Here is a 20,960-nt window from a genome sequence, read left to right as displayed (position 1 = left end):
CCTGCGACGCAAACCGCAGCAATCGCCGCTCGCCTTCCACGCCTGCACATCGTTCAGGCTCGACGCAGCACCCAGCAAATTCATGGAATGAGGGGCGACGGAACTTCGCCAGCACGGGTGACAGGTGCCCCCAAGGAGGTAATTGGAGTTTGCATATCAAAACTTCTCCCGAAGCAACCTCGCGGCTTCGGAAGCCAAATCGAGATTGTGATGCCTCCATTCGATTCGACTCATTTCCCCCAAAAAATCCAGAACCAGACCTAACTGTTCACGCGTGTAACTTGACAAAATAGCTGACAAATTATCATCCGCGCGCCCTTCTGCCATATCACACATTCTATAGACAACCGTATCAGGAATTACATCAGCATCATCATAATCGACGATCGATATTTTCATGAAAATCGGCAAAAAAAACGCAAATGCTTTCGGCAACATAAATCCCAAACAGGCAGATGGATCGTGCTCGTAAACATTATCCAAATCACGAAGACTCACATCAAATCTTCGCCGACCCCTAAAGAAGGTCTCGACGTCCTGCGCCTCAATTCCGCCCCCATAACCAATTGGCTCATCAATAGGAAAAATAACATTATCAAATACCGAAAAATCAATCTTCATTTCAATAACCCGTCACATTTAGCCACACTCTCCCAAGCCTTTATTGCTTCATTTCGATGAATCGCATCGCCACCAGCAAAACATTTACCATTCATTAAATCTCTAGCTATAGCGCACCGCACATTACGCTGCCTCATCATCAGAATAGTTGCGTTATCCATATTGGCTCTACAAGATCTCTTTTCCCCTTTACAAGCCCGATCAACCTCGTCTTGAAGCCTTCGGTGTTCGCCCGGTGAGCAAGTGCCTGGGGGTTGCATCGTATCTGCGATCGGACTCACCTTATTCCCCGCCTTGTCGGTAGTTGTCGACGACAACATCCAAGCAACCACACCGACCGTCAACAACACCAAACCACCCAGTGCAGCCCCAACAAGCGCACCCGGCGGTCCGGCTACTGCCCCGCCACCCATTGCACCCATCGTGATCGCTTCGAGCCCGAACGGATCCATCGAATACGGCGTCCGATTGTCCGAGTAGATGTAGTTATTGGAACCGCCCGCGAGTCCAATCGGATCCTGATTGATGTACCTCCCCACCTGAGGATCGTAGTACCGAAATCGGTTGTAGTGCAGCCCCGACTCCTGATCGTAGTACTGCCCCGGAAACCGTATCGGATTGTCAACGGCATGTGCCAGCCTCCGGGCAGTCCGCCCATACGCACTCAAATCCGCTGCCCACACCACCTCGCGCTGTTCGTCATACAGTTCCTGTGGCGTTCCCAGGTGATCCGTCACGTAATGCCACGCCTGCCCATCCGCCAGCCGCGTCAGCGGCCCTGCGTGATCCGGATGCGGCACGTACGTCACGGCGTTGTCCTCATGTGACGTCCGCCCCGTCCGCACCTCCTGCATCATCCAGTCGCCGTCCCACATAAACAGCGTCGTCTGCCGCGCGCCGCTTGCCTGCGTGTGATGCTTTGCTACCCGCCGACCGAGCGCGTCGTATTCGTACTCGTTTCTCCCTCCGTCCGCGTGATCGATTGCCACGAGTTGATGGCTGCCGTCGTATCGATACCGCGTCACCTCCGGCTCTTCTGTCGGCTCCTCGTACTTCGGCGTCCCCGTCAGCACCTCCATCACGCGCAGCAGGTTGTCCGTCCCGCGCTGGCTACGCTGCTCCGCCGCCGTCAGTTCCGGCTTCGGCGGCAGCGGCACCGTCCGCGCGATCCGGTTGCCGTGTCCGTCGTACGTAAAATCCACCGGACGATCCGGCCTCGCCTGCGACGCAAACCGCAGCAAGCGATCCCCGCTCGCCTTCCACGCTTGTATGCCGTCCAGGCTTGGCGCAGCACCCAGCAGGTTCCCCGCTGGGTCGTAATGGAATGCTTCCGCGCCGCTTGCCGCCGTGACGTGCGTCAACCGGGATAGTGCGTCATAGCGATAGGTCTTCTTGTCCCGCCACGCGTCGTCCAGTGTCGTCAGCTGGCCTGCCGCGTCGTACGCCCACGCCCGCCACGGCCGTGGCCTCTCCAGCGACCGCCCCTGTTCATCGAGGTTCTGCCAGCGATGCGCCGCCAGTAAGCCGTTCGCGCCATACCCGAAGTGATGTGATGCAGGGCCTTGCGTGCGCTTGATCTCGCGATGCAGTCCATCCCGCTCGAAGCTCGCCAGTGGATGCTCATCCAGCAGGACACCATGCACATGTCCCGAGCCGTAGCGCTGCCACACCAGCGAACCGACGTCCGGTACGTTCGTCCAGTCGCGATTCCCGATCGCATCCACCCCATGCGTCAGCCGCCAGACGCGTCCGTGATGCGCCTGCACCTCTGCCGTGCGGCGCCCAGCCGCGTCGTATTCGTAAGTCACCTGCACCGGGGCTCGCCCCGGCGAGACCGCCTGTGCCTGCGTGAGCAGCCCGCGCGCGTCATAACGATAGCTGGCTTGACTGCCGTCGCTCGATCGTCGCTCCACCGGTCGGCCGAGCACGTCGTACGTCACGTGCGTAGTGATCTGCCCATCCTGGCCGTGATCGATGCGCTCGACCAGTTCCCCCACTGGGTTGTATCGGTAGCTTTGCCGACGGCCATCGAAGCCGGTCTGTTCGATCAACCGGTTTCGGCTGTCGTAGCGGAACGTCGTCGCCTCCCGGTTCGCATTGGTCAGCTTCGTCAGGCGGCCAATGGCGTCATAGCGGAACTGCTGCGTGCCCTCCGCTGGGTCGACGATTTGCGTTCGCTGCCCGTATCCGTCCCAGTCCACCCGCGTCACGCGCTTGAGCGGATCCGTATGCGCGATCGCCCTGCCTGCGTCGTCGTAGTCGACCTTCCACCAGCCCATGCCGGCCGGCTGCACCGCCGTCATACGAGCCGACAGGCTGCCGCTGTGGCGGCTGACCTGGCCCAGCGCGTCCGTGGTCTCGGTCAACTGGCCGAACTGATCGTATTGATAGGTCGTCGTGTGCCCGGAGCAATCGGTGCGCTCCACGAGTTGCCCCGCGTCGTCCCATCGCATCTTCGTTACATTGCCCAGCGCATCGGTGCGGGCAACCGGCAAGCCGTTCTCGTAGGCATAACCCGTCACATTCCCGAGTGGATCGGTTTCGCTCGTCAGGTGGCCTTGCACATCGTAGCCGCGCTGCCAGACCTGCCCGACCGGGTCGGTGATCTGTTCCGGTAGGTTCTGGTCGGTGTAGCCGATGCGCGTGATCTGACCGGCCGGGTCGATGATCGACGTCGGGTTGCCGCGCGCGTCGTTCACCATCCGCGTCGTGCGGCCCAAGCCATCCGTGTAGCCCGCCACGCTCCCTGTTTCGTCGAAATGCGTCTGCTCGACGCTGCCGTCCGGATGCACGATCTTCTCGACCGCCCACAAGCCGTTGTAGTGGTATTCGGTCGTATGTCCTAATCCATCCGTCACCCGTGTCACACGCAGTGACGGCAGGTAATCGAAGCGTGTCTCGCGCGTGATGGCGCGCTGCCCATCAGCGGTTTCGGTATACGCGTAGGTCCGCAGGCAGTACGCGTTCGGCGTGTCGTCGCTCCACTCCGAGACGTGCGTTGCGCCCGCCGGCGTGCGGTACGTTGTCAGCAGATGGTGGTCGTAGCCGTAGCGCCACGTCAGGTTCTCGCGGTCGGTGGCTTCGATCAGGTCGCCGTATTCGTCGTAGACATAGCTTGTCAGGTGCAGCGGCGAATTCCCGAAACCCTGGTCGAGCAATACGCTCGTGATCCGGCCAGTCTCGTCCAGTTCACAGCGCACGGTATGCCGATTGTTGCGAACCGTTTCCAGCCAACCCTGTGCCGTATAGCCGAGCGTCAGACTCTGCTCATCGCGTGTCGTGACGCACTGCAACTGCCACCGGATCTCGTCGACGGGATGACGACCATAGTGTTCTTCGACACCGTTGCCGAAGCGCAGCACGTAGGTCGCGCCCGAAGCGTTGTCGTCACTACGCGCCAGCGTGAACTTCTCAATCGGATGGAAGTGCTCGTCACCGGGGTTCAGCGCCGGAAACTGCAACTGCCGCCCGTCCGCATCAAAGTAGATCAGTCCAGCCGAACTCATACGCACTTCGGTCGCATACGGCAGCTTCCATGCGACACCCAAACTGCCTTGACGCTGGTCCGCGCTGCGGTAGCTCCGGCTCCAGTGAATCGATACCCGGCCCGGCAACGTAAAGTCCGTGTGCGACAGCACTTTCTGCCCCGTCGCCAGATCGACCGGATTCGCGCTGACGGTCTTCTTCGCGCATTCCGCACAATCGGCTTCGGTTACCGGTGCAAGGCCACCTGCATCGCCTTGCGTCATGCTGATCGTCGGCGCCTGCAGGTAAATGGCCGTGCCTTTCAGGTGAATGCCGGACTCGTCGATCGTTACCGTCCCGCCCGGGCCCGTCAGTTGCGCCTGCTTCGCACCTGACAGACTGCTTTCACCCGTATCCGCGATGCGCAACTGGTTGGCGTTCGAACTCGATACCGGCGCGGGCAGTTGCGGCGCGAAGTCGGGCGACAGTTCGATCGGGTTCGCCTGATCCGCGCTCACCGCATCGCCCACCGCCTTGCCGCGCACGGTCACCGTGTAGGTGTGCCCGACATCCGTCGTCCAGTCCTGCACGACGCGGTCGGTCCGGCTCTGGCCGACCGTACTGGCCATGTGCAGTCCGACGTTGCGCAGGTACAGCCCGCCGACGTTCACGTTGTAGGCCATCCCGACGTTGAGCATCGCCCCCATGCCCACGCTCTTCACCGACGCGAGCGTCACCGTCTCGAACTTGTAGCCGCCGGTCGACAGTGTCCAGTGACGTCCGATCTGGTCGGTTTCATCGTGGCCGATCTGCTTCGTCCGGTCATGTCCCACCGCGAGGGTTTCATCGGCTTCGATCACCGCATCCAGATTGCGCTCGGCCTGGATCCAGACCTGCTCCGCGCCTTTCTTGTCCTCGAAGCGGATCGCATTGGCGTTGCCATATCCGCCGCCTTTGGTCGAGCGCGTCAGGATCCCGCTTTGCGTCGCGTGGGCCGGCAGCGTCCACGGTGGCATCGTCATCGCGTTATAGACGCGCCCCGTCACGATTGGTCGATCCGGATCCCCGTTCTCGAAATCGACGATGACCTCGGTGCCCACCCGCGGAATATGGATGCCACCGACGTTGCTGCCAGCCCACGGATACGACACCCGCACCCAGCAGGACGAGTTCTGGTCCTTCACGTCGGAGCGGTCCCAGTGGAACTTGAGCGTCACCTCGCCGTTCTTGTTGGTCCAGATCTCCGCGCCTGCCGGACCGGTCACGATCGCCGTCTGCGGGCCGCGCGTGCGGGGTTTCGTGATCGTACGCGGCGGGCGGAATACCGTGGTCGAGGGCTGGACAATAAACTTGCTGCGAATCGCGTAGGCCGAGAACCCGGTCGTTTCCCCGGTTTCCTTCACATCGAGTTCCGACGCGATCACCAGATATTCGCGATTGGCGCTCGCCATCGGATGGCCTGCCAGCGCAAACGTGGTGCCGCACACCACGTTGCGCAAGTTGCCTTCGCCTTTCGCCCGCTCGCCCTGTGCGTGAATCTCTTCCATTCGCACGCGTGCGAATGCGTGACCGTCATCCGTTTCGGTATAGTCGCCAGGCCACTCGTAACGTTCGAGCTGGTTGTGCGCCGTGTCGCGCGGCTGGCTGTTCTGCGCGGTCAGCATCGCGCCCGGTTTCTCGAAGTCGAAATCGTCGGTGGTCCAGACGCCCGACTGCAGACACTCCGTTGCTTCGAAGCGGTCGACGTGTTCCCGGTCGATCTTCTGGCCCGGTGGGTAGTACGCGAGCGTTTGGTACGCGACGCTTTCCACCATCCGGTGAGCGCCAGGACCGTCGACCAGCACCAAGCGATGCACACCTTGCGAATGCTCGAAGAACCACGTGATGCCGTGTTCTTCCATCAACCGCTGGGCAAACGCGAAATCCGACTCGCCGTACTGGACTTGATAGCGCAAATGCTTGTAGGTCCGGCCGACCCGCATTTCGAACGAGTACAGGTACGGACCGAACACCTCGCGCAGAATGTCCAGCACGCTCTTGCGCTGGAAGATGCGGTAGTCGGTGCGCTCCCGCGCCAGTGCAAACCACGGTTCCAGCACGACCCGGTAACGCGACTGCCGATTCAGTTGGTCCACGTAGCTGGCCGCCGTCACGACGCCGCTGATTTCTCGCGTGCCGGCCCCCAGATTGGCTGCGCCCGCTCGCCCAGCCATCCCCGCGACAAAGCTTCCCATCCCGTCCAGCTGGATCGTGACGGTCAGCTCCTTGCCGAGCATCGCCCTGAGATCGAGGTTGGCCAGCAGGTCGACCGGCAGCAGCGGATCGGCGGGCGTCGTCAGCCACAGTTCGTATGCATACAGCGTGGAGAGCTGCTCGGTGCCCCGGATCGCGCTCAGGTGCAGCACCGACGCGATGCCTTCCAGCTCCGGCAGCGCCGGGCCGCTGACCGAAAACGTTCGGTTCGTCTTGAAACTCAACATGCGTGCTGGCCCTCGTGCGCTCGATTGTTGTTCTGTGTCACCGACTGCATGAACCGCTTTCCTCCGTGAGTCAGAGTGCGCTGCGCGTCCCCGTTCGAACCGGCCAGCGCATCAACTCGCCGCGCTGCGGCGAGCGCAACACAGACTGAGTAAAAGAATGTGTCGAAACGTGACGTGCCACGTAATGCTCGAGGATCACCCCAAAGAGATAAGGGCTCATTCCATCAAATCCGGTTTCATCCACGGTCAGCACGCATTCGATACCTCGACCGAATCGCAACTGGCTCTGGCCGGGCAGTTTCTTCGTCACGGGGCGCGCATCAACATGGAGCAGACTGTCGACCTGTCGTTGGAAGCGCACATCATCGGCAGCAGCGAACAAAGCCAGAATGTCGCGTAGCCCGCTCCCGTCCTGAGCCTCCAAGGTGCTGTATCCGAGATTCAGCTGGCCGATCAACCGCCAGGCAGCGTCCCGTTGGGCAAACGGCGCACGTGCAGGGCTCGGCGCACGAATGAGTCCCGCGCTCCTTACCGGCGCACTGATCCCGACAGTCAGATCCGTCATGCCATCGGGTTCCAACAAGCTCGGCAGATCGCAGTTCGTCAACCAGGCGTCCACCGACAGATATTTCATGGGATGTGGATAGGACTGCTCATTTTGATCGACCAACGAAGCGAAAACATCCATACCTGCGTACGTGGCACGCGCACCATAGCGACGATATGACGTCTTCGCCACTCCATGCTCGCGGCGCGTCGTGAAGTAGCGTCCGTGATTGGCTTCATCGTTCAGCAGCGCCTGGTACAGCGGCCGAAACTCGAGCGACGCCACGCCTTTGCTCACAAAACCATGCAATGCTTCTACCGCGAATACCTCGTAGTCCGAGCCGTTCTGCCTGTCGGGTCTCAGCGGAATTTCAGCACCCATGTGCGGGATCTCGGCGGGATCGGTCTTACGACGAAACAGGTTGATGACCGGTGTACAGAAGAGTACAAAGCGGGATGCGTCGACGTGCTCGACCAATGCACTGTCGAAGCGATCCAGCAGTATGACGATTTCGGCTTCACGACCGGTCACGTGTCGCAATCCCGCACTCAGGCCGGCCAGCGTGAAAAACCAGAAGCGCGCGGGACACGCCGCATATTCGTGCAGCAGGTTATGGCCGTGAAACTTCGATCGGGCCAGCGGCAGCAAACTCTCGTCGGTAGCCAGACCCGCGTGTTCGATCGCCTGATCGGAAACAATTCCGAGCGATTGATTCGGGTCAGCGAAGCGGTTCGGCACCCCAGTCACGGATACCACGGCGCCAGCGTGGATCAGTTCGAACAGCCGCGACGCGACGCGCTCGTCACCTGCCAGATACACGGGCAACTGATCCAGGCCGCGCAACTCATCGAATAGCGCTTCGCCCGTGGTACGGAGCCTGAGGCGCAGCGCACCGCGAACTGGCTTATCTGCAGCGCTATAACGCTCTATCGACGGGATGTCCGGTGGAACCCCTGTCAGCCTCGCCGAAACAATCTCCAACGGATACAACATCACATCCAGACCGCTACGAAACGTGCAGGACGTGCGTTCGCCATCCGGCACGCGGCTCGTGAACTCCGTGCCACGCGGTACGCAAAACCCCTCGAGCAAATTGCCTTCCTGCTCATCAGGATAGAGGCGAGCTACCGCAATCGAGGGCGTCGGGGCGACGTAATTCGGATAGACAGTTTCCAGGAGCCGACTGGTCAGCAGCGGGAATTCGGCATCCAGTTTCAATTGCAGCCGAGCGGTTGTAAAACTCGCCGCCTGCACCAGACGCTCCACAAAGGAGTCGGCAATCTCACCGGCATGCATGCCCAGCCGACGCGCAATTTTTGGATGCGCCTGAGCGAACTCTTCCATCAACTCGTTGAAATAGAGCAATTCCCGATTGTAGGCATCAAGGAGATGAGGGTTCATGGCAAGCGCAAATTCGGATTCCACACAGAGAATTCGACAGCATCGCTGTCAGCAATGCGTTGGATGCTAGCCTCAAAAACCATCTCGATAAATACCTGACAGAATTGAGAGGTCAGGCTTTGATACTGGAGCTGAGAGCCTAATTTTGAGATATGAGCCGGCATCCTGACTATTTTTAACGTGATCCACCGCTGCAATTCTGCGCTGACGCTCGTTGCTCATGAAACCTCGCAAGTCTCGTTCTCCATACCGTTGTGCCGATTGCAATGGCCGGAAACGGTCAAGAGTGCCGCGTCATGCAGCGGTTTTCTTGCGAGTGCGAAGAAGAGGGCGGAGGAGGGGAATGCGCAGCGGCGCGTGCCGCTCAGACGATCCGCATCGCACCCGCACGCTCGAACGCGTGCCGCGCCTGGATCAGCGTCGTGCGCGCCGCGCGCGCGTCGCTTGCCACCTGCAGCAGCGGGCCGAGCTGCGACGGCTGCTTCAGCAGCTCGCGCAGGATCGGCAGGATCGCCGTACTGCCGTCGTCGCGCAAACCGGCTGTCGCCGCGCGCGGCAGCGTGCGCCACGCCGGATCGACGATCGCGCGGCACACCGCGAACGGCACGCCGCGCGCGGCCGCGAAGGCCGCCGCGATGTGCGACTCCATGTCGACGGCGAGCGCGCCCTTCGCGTGGTGCAGCGACGCCTTTTCCTGTTCGCTGACGACCGGCGCGCCGACGGCCGCAATCGTGCCGCGCGTGACCCGCGCCCATACCGGCGTGTCGTGCAGCGCGGCGACGAGCCGCGCGCTCCAGCCCGTATCGGTCTCGACGCGGCCGAACGGCCCGTCGATCGCGTTCGCGATCACGAGCGCGCCGGGTTCCAGGTCGGGCGCAAGCCCGCCCGCCGTGCCGAAGCTCACGATGCCCGCACAACCGTGCGCGGTCGCGTCGGCCAGCGCGCGCTCGAGCCGGTCGGCCCGCGCGGCGAACACGGCCTCGACGCCGTCGCCGCGCGCGATGCGTGCCTCGAACGCCATCCCCGTCACCGCGATGACGGGCAATGCGCCGTTGTGCCGTGATGCGCCCACGCGTTACATCCCGACCGTGACGCGCGTCGCGTTGTCGCGCTTCAGGTTGCGGTAGCGCGCGAGCGCCCACAGCGGGAAGAACTTGCGATAGCCGTGGTAGCGCAGGTAGAACACGCGCGGGAAGCCCGTCGCCGTGAAGCGCGTCTCGTCCCACAGACCCTCTTCGTTCTGCTCGGCGATCAGGTAATCGACGCCGCGCGCAACGGCCGGGTTGTTCACCTCGCCGGCCGCCATCAGGCCAAGCAGCGCCCAGGCCGTCTGCGACGCCGTGCTCGGCGCCTGCTCGAAACCGCGGTAGTTCAGCTTGTAGCTGTCGCCGTCCTCGCCCCAGCCGCCGTCCTTGTTCTGGATCGACAGCAGCCACTGCGCGCCGCGCTTCATGCGCGGGTCTTCAGGCCCGAGGCCGGCCGCGTTCAGCGAGCACAGCGCGGTCCACGTGCCGTACACGTAGTTCATCCCCCAGCGGCCGTACCAGCTGCCGTCCGGTTCCTGCTCCTTCAGCATGTAGTCGAGCGCGCGGCGGGCCGGCTCGCTGTTCGCGGCCGTCTCGCCGAGCTGCGACAGCATCGACAGGCAGCGGCCCGACACGTCGGAGGTCGGCGGATCGAGCAGCGCGCCGTGATCGGAGAACGGGATGTTGTTCAGGTAGTACTGCGTGTTTTCCGGCTCGAACGCGCCCCAACCGCCGTCGCTGCTCTGCATGCCGACGACCCATTCGCGTGCGCGCGCCATCGATTCGCGGTACGCATCCGATTGCCTGAGCTTCTGCGCGCGGTCCATCGCCATCACGACCACGGCCGTATCGTCGACGTCCGGGTAGTGCGCGTTCGCGTACTGGAACGCCCAGCCGCCGGGCCGCACGTTCGGGCGGCGCGAGATCCAGTCGCCGCGCACGTCGAGGATCTGCAGCGGACGCAGCCAGTCGAGGCCGCGCAGCACGGCTTCCTCGGCGCGCGCATCGCCGGTTTCGAGCAGCGCGTGCGCCGCAAGCGACGTGTCCCACACCGGCGACAGGCACGGCTGGCAATACGCTTCGTCCTCCTGCACGACGAGCAGCTTGTCGAGCGCCTTGCGCGCGATCGCGCGGTTCGGATGATCCTCCGCGTAGCCGAGCACGTCGTACATCATCACCGCGTTGGCCATCGCCGGATAGATCGCGCCGAGGCCGTCCTCGCCGTTCAGGCGCTCGTCGACGAACGACACGGCCTGACGGATCGCGCGTTCGCGCGTATAGCTCGGGAACAGGCCGTCGACCGCGCGCAGCGCATGGTCGACCACACGGAAGAACGCGAACCAGCCGGCGCTCTGGTGACCCTGGCGCGGCAGCAGCCCGGCGTTGACGGGCGGATCGACGAACAGCTCGTCGATGCGCACGCCGCGCGGGTTCTTCGCGAGCGGGCGCTTCGCGTTCAGCACGAGCAGCGGCACGATCACGGTACGCGCCCAGTACGATACCTTCGACAGGTGGAACGGGAACCATTGCGGCAGCAGCATGATCTCGACCGGCATCATCGGCACCGCGCGCCACGGAATCGCGCCGTACAGCGCGAGCTGGATGCGCGTGAACACGTTCGACATCTCGGCGCCGCCCATCGCGTGGATCGCCTTGCGCGCGCGCTGCATGTGCTCGGCGTTCTCGTCGTCGCCGATCACCTTCAGCGCGAAATACGCCTTCACGCTCGCGCTGATGTTCGGCGCGCCGTCGGTGAACAGCGGCCAGCCGCCGTCCGCCTGCTGAATGCGGCGCAGATACCGGCCGATCTTCTGTTCGAGCTCGAGGTTCGGCGTCTCGCCGAGATAGTGGACGAGCAGCACGTATTCGGCGGGAATCGTCGAATCGGCTTCGAGTTCGTAGACCCAGTGTCCGTCCGCGTTCTGCGCGGCCAGCAGCGCGTCGGTCGCACGCGCGACGGCCGCGTCGACGCCGGCCGGCGCGATGCCGGCGGACAGGGTAGCCATTTCGGTGAGATCGTTCATCGGTCCCTCTCTTATTGTGTCTGGAGCACGTCCGCGGCCAATTGGCCGGAACGGATCGCGCCCTCGATCGTGGCGGGCAAGCCGGTGGCAATCCAGTCGCCCGCCAGCACAAGATTGGTCCAGCGCGTACGCACGGCCGGACGTTTCATTTCCTGCGACGGCACCGCCGCAAAGCCCGCGCGCGGCTCGACGACGAGCTGCCACGCGGGGATGGTTTCCGGCTTCGCGCCGGTCACGCGCGCGACGTCTTCCCAGATCCGCCGCGCGAGCGTGTCGTGGGGCATGTCGAGCCAGCGGCCCGCATCGCGGATCGTCGCCGCGAGCTGGCCGCCGCCGGCGCGCACCGCATCGACGACGCCGTTGACGACGGTCGTCTGCAGCGGGCTGCCGGCCGGCGGCTCGATCGCGAAATACGCGGTCACGACCGCGCTGAATGTATCCGGCGCGGTGAGTTCGGGTACGAGCGGCAACGCGACCTCGGGCGGCACGGCCAGCACGACCGCGTCGCCCGGCGCGAGATCGACGCGCTCGCCGCCGATCGCGACCGCATCGATCGCATTGCCGTGCGCGCCGAACTCGAATGCGTCGAGCCGCGAGTTCAGCCGGATCTGCGCGCCGCCGTGCTGCAGCATCCGCAGCGCCGGTTCGACGAATGCGCTGCCGAGCCCGTGGCGCGCGACGAGCGGACGGCAGCCGGGGCCGCCCGCGGCAAACGTGCTGCACAGCACCGCGCGCGCGAGCTCGGCACTCGCGTGGCGCGGCTCGACGTTCAGTACCCCGAGCCAATACGGCCGCAGCCAACGATCCCACAGCACGCCGTCGCATCGCATCGTCTGTGCGAGCGAGCGGCCCGTGCGCGCGAACGCGAGCGGGGCGAGCGCGAGGTAGTCGAGCGGCGTCGTGCCCGGCGCGCGCGACGCGGCGTCGAACAGCCACGACGGCCAGCGCCCGTTGCCGAAGCGCAGCGTCCAGCGCTGCTGCGACGCGACGTCGACGACCGGGAATTCAGGCAGCGCGGGCCCGACCAGCTGATCGGCCGCGCCGATCGCGCGCAGGTAGCGCTGCGTTGCCGCCTGCCCCGCGAATACCACGTGCAGCCCGCTGTCGAGCGTCGTGTTCAGCGTGCCGTCGAACCACGATCGGCAGCGGCCGCCCGCGTGCGCGTGCGCATCGTGCAGCACGATGTGCCGCCCGCGGCGTTGCAGCTCGACCGCGGCCGACAGGCCCGCGAGTCCGGCACCGATCACGTGGACGGTTCTGGGCATCGACTCGGTCGACTCAGAACAGCGCGTAGCGCGCGGCGATCATCAGCATGCGCGCTTTCGGCTTGCGCAGCGGGGCGCGCGGGGCGGCAAAGCCGCGTGCGATCGCGGCTTCGAGAATGCAGCGATACGCGCCCGACATGATGCGCGGCGCCTTCACCTGCGCACGCGGGCAGGTATCCATCACCGCGTCGGCCTGGCGGAAGTGCTCGAGCGCGCGCTCGACGAGCGTCGCGCACACGCGCGGCAGCGCCGGATCGCGCACGATCGTCGCCGGATCGGCGATCGCGATGCCTTCGCGCGCAAGCAGCTCGCGCGGCAGGTAGCAGCGGTTGATCGCCGCGTCGTCGTCGATGTCGCGCAGGATGTTCGTCAGTTGCAGCGCGCGGCCGAGGTGGTGCGACAGCTCGATCCCTTCGGCTTCCGGCATCCCGAAAATCCTCACCGACAGCCGGCCGGCCGCGCTCGCCACGCGATCGCAAAAGAGGTCGAGCGTCGGCTCGTCGGGCGCGCAGATGTCTTCTACCGCGTCCATCGCCATTCCGTCGATCATCGCGTGGAAGTCGTCGCGCTGCAGGTTGAATGCGCGGATCTCGCGGTCAAGCGCGGCCAGATGGCGCGGCGGGCGGCCCGCGAAGCACGCGTCGATGTCCGCACGCCAGCGATCGAGGCCCGCGGTACGCTCGGCGCGCGGCAGGTCGCTGTCGGCGATGTCGTCGACCGCGCGGCAGAACGCGTAGACCTGGAACATCGCATCGCGCTGCACGGCCGGCAGGATGCGCATCGCAAGATAGAAAGAACTGCCCGATGTGACGGCAGCGGCGTCGGTTTCTTGTTCGTCCACGACGGAATTGGAAACGGCCAAGACAAGCTCCACGGAGACACCCACGCGGGGCGATTGAAGAAGCCATGCCCGGCTGGGATGGTCAGGGTGTCAATGCGTGCGAGATATGCGAACGATCGACGCAGACAGGCACAAATTACCGGCCGGAAGCCGGAATTGGGCGAAAGTATAGCAATCTTTGAAGTTCGATGGCGGACACGCGCCATGCCCGGCGGGACGCCGGGAGCCGTTGGCAGGCCGGCGCGGCCGGCCTCGGCGGGAACGGGCGCCACATATGGCACCAGCAGGCACCAGCGGGCGCCGGCGGCCCGTCAGCCGTAAACGATATCGCGCTGCAGGTCGAGCGCAATGAGCCCCATTTCGCGGGTGAGCTGCAGCATCGAGCGGCGTTCGAGGCGCGAGCCCATGAAGCTCGTCACGCGGCCGTCGGGCTCCGCGGTGAACTGGAATACCGCGCCGCCCGTCCCGAACCACGCGCCCGGCACGTCGGGCGACTCCTGCCAGTCGATCTGCTCGAACACGCGCGCGATCCCCGCGCGCACCAGGTCGCCCTGGCCGATCGGCGGCGCGATGTCGCCCAGGTCGTCGAGCGAATAGGGGCCGGGTTTGTCCGGCTTCCGGTAGAAGAGATAGTCGACGTTCATGGGGCGCAATCGCGGGCAAAGCAACAAATTAGCGCGCTTCGGCTCAAATTCATATCGGATCCGGACGAAATGTGGCCTGCACGAGACAAGAGGGACGGATCACCGGTCACCGCGCAATCGTGCCATGCGTTCGCGCTTGGATACGCACGGGTTCGTCTAAGATGACAGCTTTCCCGAAAAAACACGAACACCATGGAGACGAACATAACCGCCCCCCAGCAGGCCGACCATCCCGTGTTCGTGCTCGTGCATGGCGCCTGGCACGGCGCGTGGTGCTACGCGCACGTCGCTGCCGCGCTGGCCGCGCGCGGCTACCTGTCGATCGCGCGCGACCTGCCTGCGCACGGCATCAACGCCCGCTTTCCCGCGTCTTACCTCGCACGGCCGCTCGACAAGGACGCGTTCGGCGCCGAGCCGTCGCCGGTCGCGAACACGACGCTCGACGATTACGCGACGCAGGTGATGCAGGCCGTCGACGACGCGTATGCGCTCGGCCGCGGCAAGGTCGTGCTGGTCGGGCACAGCATGGGCGGCCTCGCGATCACGGCGGCCGCCGAACGCGCGCCGGAAAAGATCGCGAAGATCGTCTATCTCGCGGCGTTCATGCCGGCCTCGGGCGTGCCGGGCCTCGACTACGTGCGCGCGCCCGAGAACAAGGGCGAGATGCTCGGCGCGCTGATGCTCGCGAGCCCGCGCGTCGCCGGTGCGCTGCGCATCGATCCGCGCAGCGGCGACGCCGCGTATCGCGACACGATGAAGCGCGCGCTGTACGACGACGCACCGCAGGCCGACTTCGAGGCCGTCGCGAACCTGATGACCTGCGACGTGCCGGCCGCGCCGTTCGCGACCGCGATCCCGACGACCGCCGCGCGCTGGGGCGCGATCGACCGTCACTACATCAAGTGCCTGCAGGATCGCGTGATCCTGCCCGCGCTGCAGCAGCGCTTCATCGATGAAGCCGACACGTTCGCGCCCGGCAACCCGACCCACGTGCACCAGCTCGACAGCAGCCATTCGCCGTTCGTGTCGGAGCCGGCCGTGCTGGCTGGCGTGCTGGCCGACATCGCGAAAAGCTGAGCGCGGCACGCGCGGGGCGAAGCCGCTTCGCGCGATGCGGGGCGGGCGCGCCTACGCGTAGGCGACCGAACGATCGCGCCCGAGCCGCTTCGCGCGATAGAGCGCGGCGTCGGCCTCGCTGACGAGCACGTCGCAGGTCGGCGCGCCCGTTTTCGCGCACGCGCCGCCGACGCTCGCCGTCACCGGCACGCTGACGCCCTCGGCATCGACCGGCGAGCTGCCGATCGCGTCGCGCACCTTGTCGGCCACCAGCATCGCCTCGTCGAGATTCGTGCACGGCAGCAGCAGCGCGAATTCCTCGCCGCCGAAACGGCCGAACGTATCCTGCGCGCGCACGATCGACGCGACGCGGCGCGCCGTCTCGCGCAGCACGGCGTCGCCGGCCGCATGCCCGAAGCGGTCGTTGATCGTCTTGAAGTGGTCGAGGTCGAACAGCAGCACCGACATGTCGCCGCCGTAGCGCTGCCAGCGCGCGAATTCGTCGCCGAGCCGCGCCTCGAAGAAGCGCCGGTTCGCGATGCCGGTCAGACCGTCGCGATTCGCGTGTTCGCGCAGCTTCGCGACCGCTTCCTCGCGCTCGCGCTGCATCACGCTCACATGCGTGACGTCGGAGATCGTCACGCACACGGCCTCGACCTCGCGGCCGCGCGTGAGCGGCATGAACGTGCAGTCCTGCTGCATGTAGTCGACGCCGCCGGTGATCGGCCGGTCGTGCTCGAAGCGGAACAGGTAGGGCCGCTGCTCCCACGAGCTGAACGCGAAGCTGCCGAGCTGGAACACGCTCTCGAGCTTGCGCGACAGCCATGCGCGCGGCAGGTCCGGAAAGCAGTCGAACAGGTTGCGGCCGATCACGTCGGCGGCCGGGATGCCGCTGTGGTCCTGCATGAAGCGATTCCACATCAGCACGCTCATCGAACGGTCGAGCACGAACAGGCCGAAGCCCACCCGCTCGATCACGAGGTCGCTCAGCGACGGCGCGGCGGCCGTCATAGCGCGGACAGCAACGCGTCGAGCGCGTCGCCCATCAGCCGGATCGAATCCTCGGCCATCAACATCACGAAGTGGGCACGGAACGCATGATCCTCGAGTCCGAAGTTCACCTCGAGCAGCAGCGCGACGCTCCACGCGAGCTCGGGCGGCTGGAATACGTCGTCGAACGACACGTTCGAACCGAGCAGCCCCGGCGGAAAGAACACGGGCTTGCGGCCGAGCTCGTCGAGGATCGACGCGACGCATGCGCCCATCAGCACGTTCGCGACGTCGAACATGAGCTCGTCCGGCGTCGCCATCCCGCCGTACACGCCGTCGCCGAACGTGCGGTCGACGATCGTCATGAGCCGCGCGACGCCCGCGCTGCGGCACAGCACGATCGCCTCGCCCTTGATGTCGGAACGGAAGCCCTGGCGCACCGCGGTCACGTTGTCGTGAATGCCCGTCATCTCGCGCAGCGCGTCGCCCGCGTCGGCCGCTTTCACGACGCGCACGCGCGGCACCGACAGCTCGATGAAGCGCCCGAGCAGCAACGCAAGCCGCGCGGCGGCGCGGCCCATTGCAAGGTTGGCGATCTCCTGCAACGCGTCGCGTTGCTCCGCCGTGAACACCGATTCAGGCATACAACCCATACTCCTTGAGAATGGGCAGCAATGCGTCCGACGTCACGGGCTTGGCAACGAATGCGATCGCGCCCAATTCGCGCACGCGTGCTTGCGCCTGCGGCTGGATATCGGCGGATACCACGATCACGAACGTGTTCAGATCTTCGTGGCGCAGTGTTTCCAGAACCTGATATCCGCTCATGTCGGGCATCGTCAGGTCCAGAAACATCACGGAAGCTTTGCCGTCACGATAGAGCGCCACGGCCTCGCGACCATTCGCTGCATACGCGACGTCAACGTCCCAGTCTCCCGGCAACGCCTTTGTCAGAAGTTTGCGAGCGAGCAGCGAATCGTCGGCAATTACAATCGGCAAAGGCATGGGGCGATGCGGTATACGGAGTGGTCTCTCTCGCGTTAACGGCCGCGCGGCGCACTTCTTGAGGCGCCATGCGTTCGGGCGCAGGCAACCGCCTGGCGGCCGTGCGCGGGCGCCGCGACGCAGGTGCGCGCGACGCACCGCGCGGCGAACGCCGGCGGGCGCATAGATCTGTCATAGGGAAAGCAAGGCGCGATTCTCGGAGTAAACCGAAGTCGGTGCAACTCGCCATTTTCACCATTTCGAACAAAATCGATCCGATCGCGCGTCATTCCGAAAACAGCCGCGACTATTTTCGAGATAAGTACGCAAAATTTTTCCTTGTGTACGTTTGCGCTGCCGGATTCGTCGCGTTTTCAATTCGACAATTTCCCCCTGTCGAAATCGACGGGATCGTGCTCGTACGGCGCGGTGCGGCGGGCCGTCGCAACTCGTTTATGATGGCAGGCACCTCTGCCTCGCCCGCTGCTTTAATGACGTCCGACCGGCCTGCCGACTCCCACGCCCCCGCCTCCGCTCCCGCCGACGACTGGCAGGACGACGGCACCTATGCGTCCGGTGCGCCCGAGCACGATTTCGCGGTCCGCCGCGTGACGCTGATCGTGCTGCTCGTCGCGGCGATCGTGCTGCCGTGCATCTACGTGGTGGTGATGGCGTACAACGACCTGAAGGCGCGCGAGGCCGCCGCGAGCGACGTGACGATGCGCACCGTACGCGTCGCCGAAGAGCACGCGCTCAAGGTGTTCGACCTGAGCGAAACCCTCGATGCGCGCATCGTCGATCTCGTGCAGGACATGGACGACGCGACCGTACGCAACAGGGAATCCGACATCCACGAAGCGCTGAACACGATCGGCGGCGGCTACCCGCAGGTGGCCGCCGTGTCGATCTTCGGCGCGAGCGGGATGCTGCTCGCCAACAGCCTCTACTATCCGGCGCCCTATGCGTCGATCGCGAACCGCGACGACTTCGCCGGCATCCGCGACGGCAAGGTCATCGAACACATCTCGCGGCTGATGATGGGGCCGCTCAAGCTCGAGAACATTCCCGTATTCAACACGGGCGTCGCGCGGCGCCATAGCGACGGCTCGTTCGCCGGGATGGTGTCGATCGCGCTGAAATCGTCGTATTTCAACGCGTTCTACCGCGACCTGCTCGGCGGCGCGAGCACGCCGATGACGATGGCGCTCGCGCGCTCGGACGGCGCGGTGATCGCATCGTATCCGCCGCCGCCGTCGCTCGCGCATACCGATCGCACGGCCACGTTCGGCGACGCGCGCAACGATCCGCGCGCGGGCGTCGTGCGCGTGCGCCACGACGGCGCAAGCAGCGAGATCGTCGCGTACCGCCAGGTCGGCAGCTATCCCGTCTATGTGTCGTGCGCGTACCGCACGTCGGCGATCTGGCATGAATGGTACGAACACCTGAGCGTGCTGTTCATCTCGATGTTCGCGCCGTCGATCGCGCTGTGGTCCGTGATCTGGCTGTCGCTCAAGCGGCTGAAGGCGGAAGAGGAGGCGTGGGACCGCTGGCAGGCGGAGGCGTCGATGCGGCGCTCGATCGAATCGGCGTACCGGCAGTCGCGCAAGATGCAGGCGCTCGGCAACCTCGTCGGCAGCGTCGCGCACGACTTCAACAACCTGCTGATGATCATCTCGAGCAACGTGCAGATCGCGCGGCGGCGCGGCGTCCAGCATCTCGACAAGGAACTCGGCGCGATCGAACGCGCGCTGAAGAACGGGCAGTCGCTCACGCGCCAGCTCCTCGGCGTCGCGCGCAAGCAGCCGCTGCACAACGAGACGATCGACATCGGGCAATGGGTCGGCACGTGCCGCGAACTGCTGAAGACGTCGCTCGGTTCGAAATCGTCGCTGGTCGTCGCGATCGAGCCCGGCGTCTGGCCGATTCGCGTCGACGTTGCGGAACTCGAGCTCGCGGTGATCAACCTCGCGGTCAATGCGCGCGACGCGATGGCAACCGGCGGCCGCTTCACGGTCGGCGCGCGCAACGTGACGCTGCGCCGCGAGGACGGCTTTCCGCTGACCGGCGATTTCGTGCAGATCTCGCTCGACGATACGGGTTCGGGCATGGCGCCCGACGTGCTTGCGCGCGCGTTCGAACCGCTGTTCACGACGAAGGCGCAGGGGATGGGGACGGGGCTCGGGCTGCCGCAGGTGTTCGCGTTCTGCGAACGCTCGGGCGGCCTCGCGACGATCGACAGCGCGGTCGGCGCCGGCACGTCGGTGCGCCTCTACCTGCCGCGCGCGCGTGCCGAGGACGTCGTCGTGCGGCCGCAGGCCGTCGTGCAAGACGCAAGCGCGCTCGCCGGGCTGCACGTGCTGCTCGTCGAGGACAACAGCGAAGTCGCGGCCGGCACCGAAGCGCTGCTTTCGCTGCTCGGGCACCGCGTGACCTATGCACCCACCGCCGACGACGCGTTGCGTCTGATCGAAGGCGCGGCCGCGAACGACGCGTTCGACCTCGTGATTTCGGATATCCACATGCCGGGCCACCTGAACGGCATCGACCTCGCCGAAGCGGTCGAGAAGCGGCCGGGGAAGCTGCCCGTGATTCTCGTCACGGGTTATGCGGAGGAGCTCGACCGCACGCGCACCGTCAACGTCCGCGTGCTGTCGAAGCCGTTCGACATCGCGCTGCTCGACGAGATCCTGCTGGGCATCCGCGAAGCGCGCGACGCGCGGCACACCGGCACGTAACCCGCTGCGTGCGGGCCGGCGCGATCAGGCCGAAGTCGTCAGGCCGCCTTCAGCAGGCGCACCCAGCCCGCGTAGCGATCGACGAAGCCTTGCAGGAACTTGCGGGTGTCCTCGCTGACGATCTGGCCCTGCTCGTCGATGCGCGCCGGGTCGTGCTTGATGAACATCTCGGGCTGCCCGAGCGTCTTCACGTCGAGGTACGCGAGCACGTTGCGCAGGTGCTGCTGCGCGAGCGCCGTGCCCGTCGCGCCCGGCGACGTGCCGAGCACCGCGCCCGGCTTGCCCGACCACGAGTTGGAACCCCACGGGCGCGAGCCCCAGTCGAGCGCATTCTTCAGCACGCCCGGAATCGACCGGTTGTACTCGGGCGTGACGAACAGCAGCGCATCGGCGGCTTCGATCGACTGCTTGAAGCGCTTCGCGACTTCCGGGAAATCCGCGTCGTAGTCCTGGCTGTACAGCGGCAGTTCGCCGATCTCGACGAACTCGAACGAAAAATCGGCGGGGGCGAGCGAGATCAACGCGTGCGCGAGTGCGCGGTTTGACGAAGCGCGGCGCAGGCTGCCGACGACGACCGCAATACGATAGGACATGACGTTCTCCTTCCGGTGAGTGAGGAATCGGATCGATTGCTTCCGAACAGGTGACAAAGGTCTGTTTATAGGCAAGCCAGCCCGCGAACCGCCCGACGGGGCCGTCCGGCCGACTTTCCACAAGGTTTTCCACAGAAATTGTGGATAACTCGACCGTTATGTTCTGACGTTACAAACTGCCCGCCGCGCGGCGCCTTCGGCGCGCGATACGGGTTTCGGCAAGCATAGCGCAGCGCGCCGGCCGGTTTCGTGAATTCGTGACGGAACATACGTTGCAGGCCGGCAGCGC

General features: G+C 65.0%; 14 protein-coding genes. 2 read left to right on the top strand and 12 right to left on the bottom strand.

Annotation, left to right across the window (positions count from 1 at the left end; all coding sequences use genetic code 11):
- Positions 1-156 precede the first annotated feature (156 nt).
- The 8 genes from AC3WLY_RS03875 to AC3WLY_RS03840 form a co-directional block, all read right to left on the bottom strand.
- Positions 157-621 (bottom strand): DUF6714 family protein, encoded by a 465-nt coding sequence (locus AC3WLY_RS03875; protein ID WP_175959742.1) that lies wholly within the window; start codon positions 619-621, stop codon positions 157-159.
- Positions 618-6,566, bottom strand: coding sequence for a type VI secretion system tip protein TssI/VgrG (gene tssI / locus AC3WLY_RS03870; protein ID WP_492309126.1), 5,949 nt, complete (start codon positions 6,564-6,566; stop codon positions 618-620). Before tssI ends, AC3WLY_RS03875 begins: the two co-directional genes overlap by 4 nt.
- Positions 6,567-6,636: 70 nt before the next feature.
- Entirely contained in the window at positions 6,637-8,514 is a 1,878-nt protein-coding gene (gene tssF / locus AC3WLY_RS03865) for a type VI secretion system baseplate subunit TssF (protein WP_310136847.1), read from the bottom strand.
- A gap of 364 nt (positions 8,515-8,878) precedes the next feature.
- Entirely contained in the window at positions 8,879-9,535 is a 657-nt protein-coding gene (locus AC3WLY_RS03860; RefSeq protein WP_371287138.1) for a phosphorylase, read from the bottom strand.
- A 54-nt stretch (positions 9,536-9,589) separates the two neighbouring features.
- On the bottom strand, positions 9,590-11,563 hold the full coding sequence (gene shc / locus AC3WLY_RS03855) for a squalene--hopene cyclase (RefSeq protein WP_175959879.1): 1,974 nt from the start codon (positions 11,561-11,563) through the stop codon (positions 9,590-9,592).
- Positions 11,564-11,574: 11 nt separating this feature from the next.
- Positions 11,575-12,828 carry a hydroxysqualene dehydroxylase HpnE gene (gene hpnE / locus AC3WLY_RS03850; protein WP_175959878.1) on the bottom strand — a complete coding sequence of 418 codons (1,254 nt, stop codon included), beginning with the start codon at positions 12,826-12,828 and terminating at the stop codon, positions 11,575-11,577.
- 13 nt (positions 12,829-12,841) lie between these two features.
- Positions 12,842-13,690, bottom strand: coding sequence for a presqualene diphosphate synthase HpnD (gene hpnD, locus AC3WLY_RS03845; protein WP_105391294.1), 849 nt, complete (start codon positions 13,688-13,690; stop codon positions 12,842-12,844).
- A gap of 290 nt (positions 13,691-13,980) precedes the next feature.
- Complete coding sequence (locus AC3WLY_RS03840) at positions 13,981-14,313, bottom strand: hypothetical protein (RefSeq protein ID WP_175959877.1); 333 nt, start codon at positions 14,311-14,313, stop codon at positions 13,981-13,983.
- 192 nt (positions 14,314-14,505) lie between these two features.
- Between AC3WLY_RS03840 and AC3WLY_RS03835 the strand changes: the two genes are divergently transcribed.
- Positions 14,506-15,390 (top strand): alpha/beta fold hydrolase, encoded by an 885-nt coding sequence (locus tag AC3WLY_RS03835; RefSeq protein ID WP_492309127.1) that lies wholly within the window; start codon positions 14,506-14,508, stop codon positions 15,388-15,390.
- A 51-nt stretch (positions 15,391-15,441) separates the two neighbouring features.
- On the opposite strand, the gene AC3WLY_RS03830 is transcribed toward AC3WLY_RS03835, so the two are convergent.
- From AC3WLY_RS03830 to AC3WLY_RS03820, 3 genes are read right to left on the bottom strand one after another with little or no spacing between them, the layout of a single operon-like run.
- A complete protein-coding gene (locus AC3WLY_RS03830) occupies positions 15,442-16,380 on the bottom strand; it encodes a GGDEF domain-containing protein (protein ID WP_175959875.1) in 939 nt (312 codons plus the stop codon).
- Complete coding sequence (locus tag AC3WLY_RS03825) at positions 16,377-17,003, bottom strand: chemotaxis protein CheC (protein WP_034181514.1); 627 nt, start codon at positions 17,001-17,003, stop codon at positions 16,377-16,379. Before AC3WLY_RS03825 ends, AC3WLY_RS03830 begins: the two co-directional genes overlap by 4 nt.
- Positions 16,996-17,364 carry a response regulator gene (locus tag AC3WLY_RS03820; RefSeq protein ID WP_175959873.1) on the bottom strand — a complete coding sequence of 123 codons (369 nt, stop codon included), beginning with the start codon at positions 17,362-17,364 and terminating at the stop codon, positions 16,996-16,998. The genes AC3WLY_RS03825 and AC3WLY_RS03820 overlap by 8 nt, the downstream gene beginning before the upstream one ends.
- A gap of 470 nt (positions 17,365-17,834) precedes the next feature.
- Here AC3WLY_RS03820 and AC3WLY_RS03815 point away from each other — a divergent pair, with 470 nt between their 5' ends.
- On the top strand, positions 17,835-20,078 hold the full coding sequence (locus AC3WLY_RS03815) for a hybrid sensor histidine kinase/response regulator (protein WP_492309128.1): 2,244 nt from the start codon (positions 17,835-17,837) through the stop codon (positions 20,076-20,078).
- Between the two features lie 38 nt (positions 20,079-20,116).
- Here AC3WLY_RS03815 and AC3WLY_RS03810 read toward each other — a convergent pair whose 3' ends face one another.
- Complete coding sequence (locus tag AC3WLY_RS03810; RefSeq protein WP_072444956.1) at positions 20,117-20,671, bottom strand: NADPH-dependent FMN reductase; 555 nt, start codon at positions 20,669-20,671, stop codon at positions 20,117-20,119.
- Between the last annotated feature and the right edge of the window lie 289 nt (positions 20,672-20,960).

The sequence above is a fragment of the Burkholderia sp. FW306-1C-G01B genome, from assembly GCF_058781685.1.
Note: the sequence above shows the minus strand (reverse complement) of the source record. Positions and strands in the feature narration are given on the sequence as shown.

What these genes read in the sequence shown, in the direction of transcription:
- AC3WLY_RS03840 (WP_175959877.1), bottom strand. Translation starts at nt 14,313, where the DNA reads ATGAACGTCGACTATCTCTTCTACCGGAAGCCGGACAAACCCGGCCCC.
- shc (WP_175959879.1), bottom strand. Translation starts at nt 11,563, where the DNA reads ATGAACGATCTCACCGAAATGGCTACCCTGTCCGCCGGCATCGCGCCG.
- AC3WLY_RS03825 (WP_034181514.1), bottom strand. Translation starts at nt 17,003, where the DNA reads ATGCCTGAATCGGTGTTCACGGCGGAGCAACGCGACGCGTTGCAGGAG.
- AC3WLY_RS03830 (WP_175959875.1), bottom strand. Translation starts at nt 16,380, where the DNA reads ATGACGGCCGCCGCGCCGTCGCTGAGCGACCTCGTGATCGAGCGGGTG.
- tssF (WP_310136847.1), bottom strand. Translation starts at nt 8,514, where the DNA reads ATGAACCCTCATCTCCTTGATGCCTACAATCGGGAATTGCTCTATTTC.
- AC3WLY_RS03815 (WP_492309128.1), top strand. Translation starts at nt 17,835, where the DNA reads ATGACGTCCGACCGGCCTGCCGACTCCCACGCCCCCGCCTCCGCTCCC.
- AC3WLY_RS03860 (WP_371287138.1), bottom strand. Translation starts at nt 9,535, where the DNA reads ATGGCGTTCGAGGCACGCATCGCGCGCGGCGACGGCGTCGAGGCCGTG.
- AC3WLY_RS03810 (WP_072444956.1), bottom strand. Translation starts at nt 20,671, where the DNA reads ATGTCCTATCGTATTGCGGTCGTCGTCGGCAGCCTGCGCCGCGCTTCG.
- AC3WLY_RS03875 (WP_175959742.1), bottom strand. Translation starts at nt 621, where the DNA reads ATGAAGATTGATTTTTCGGTATTTGATAATGTTATTTTTCCTATTGAT.
- hpnE (WP_175959878.1), bottom strand. Translation starts at nt 12,828, where the DNA reads ATGCCCAGAACCGTCCACGTGATCGGTGCCGGACTCGCGGGCCTGTCG.
- AC3WLY_RS03835 (WP_492309127.1), top strand. Translation starts at nt 14,506, where the DNA reads ATGGAGACGAACATAACCGCCCCCCAGCAGGCCGACCATCCCGTGTTC.
- tssI (WP_492309126.1), bottom strand. Translation starts at nt 6,566, where the DNA reads ATGTTGAGTTTCAAGACGAACCGAACGTTTTCGGTCAGCGGCCCGGCG.
- AC3WLY_RS03820 (WP_175959873.1), bottom strand. Translation starts at nt 17,364, where the DNA reads ATGCCTTTGCCGATTGTAATTGCCGACGATTCGCTGCTCGCTCGCAAA.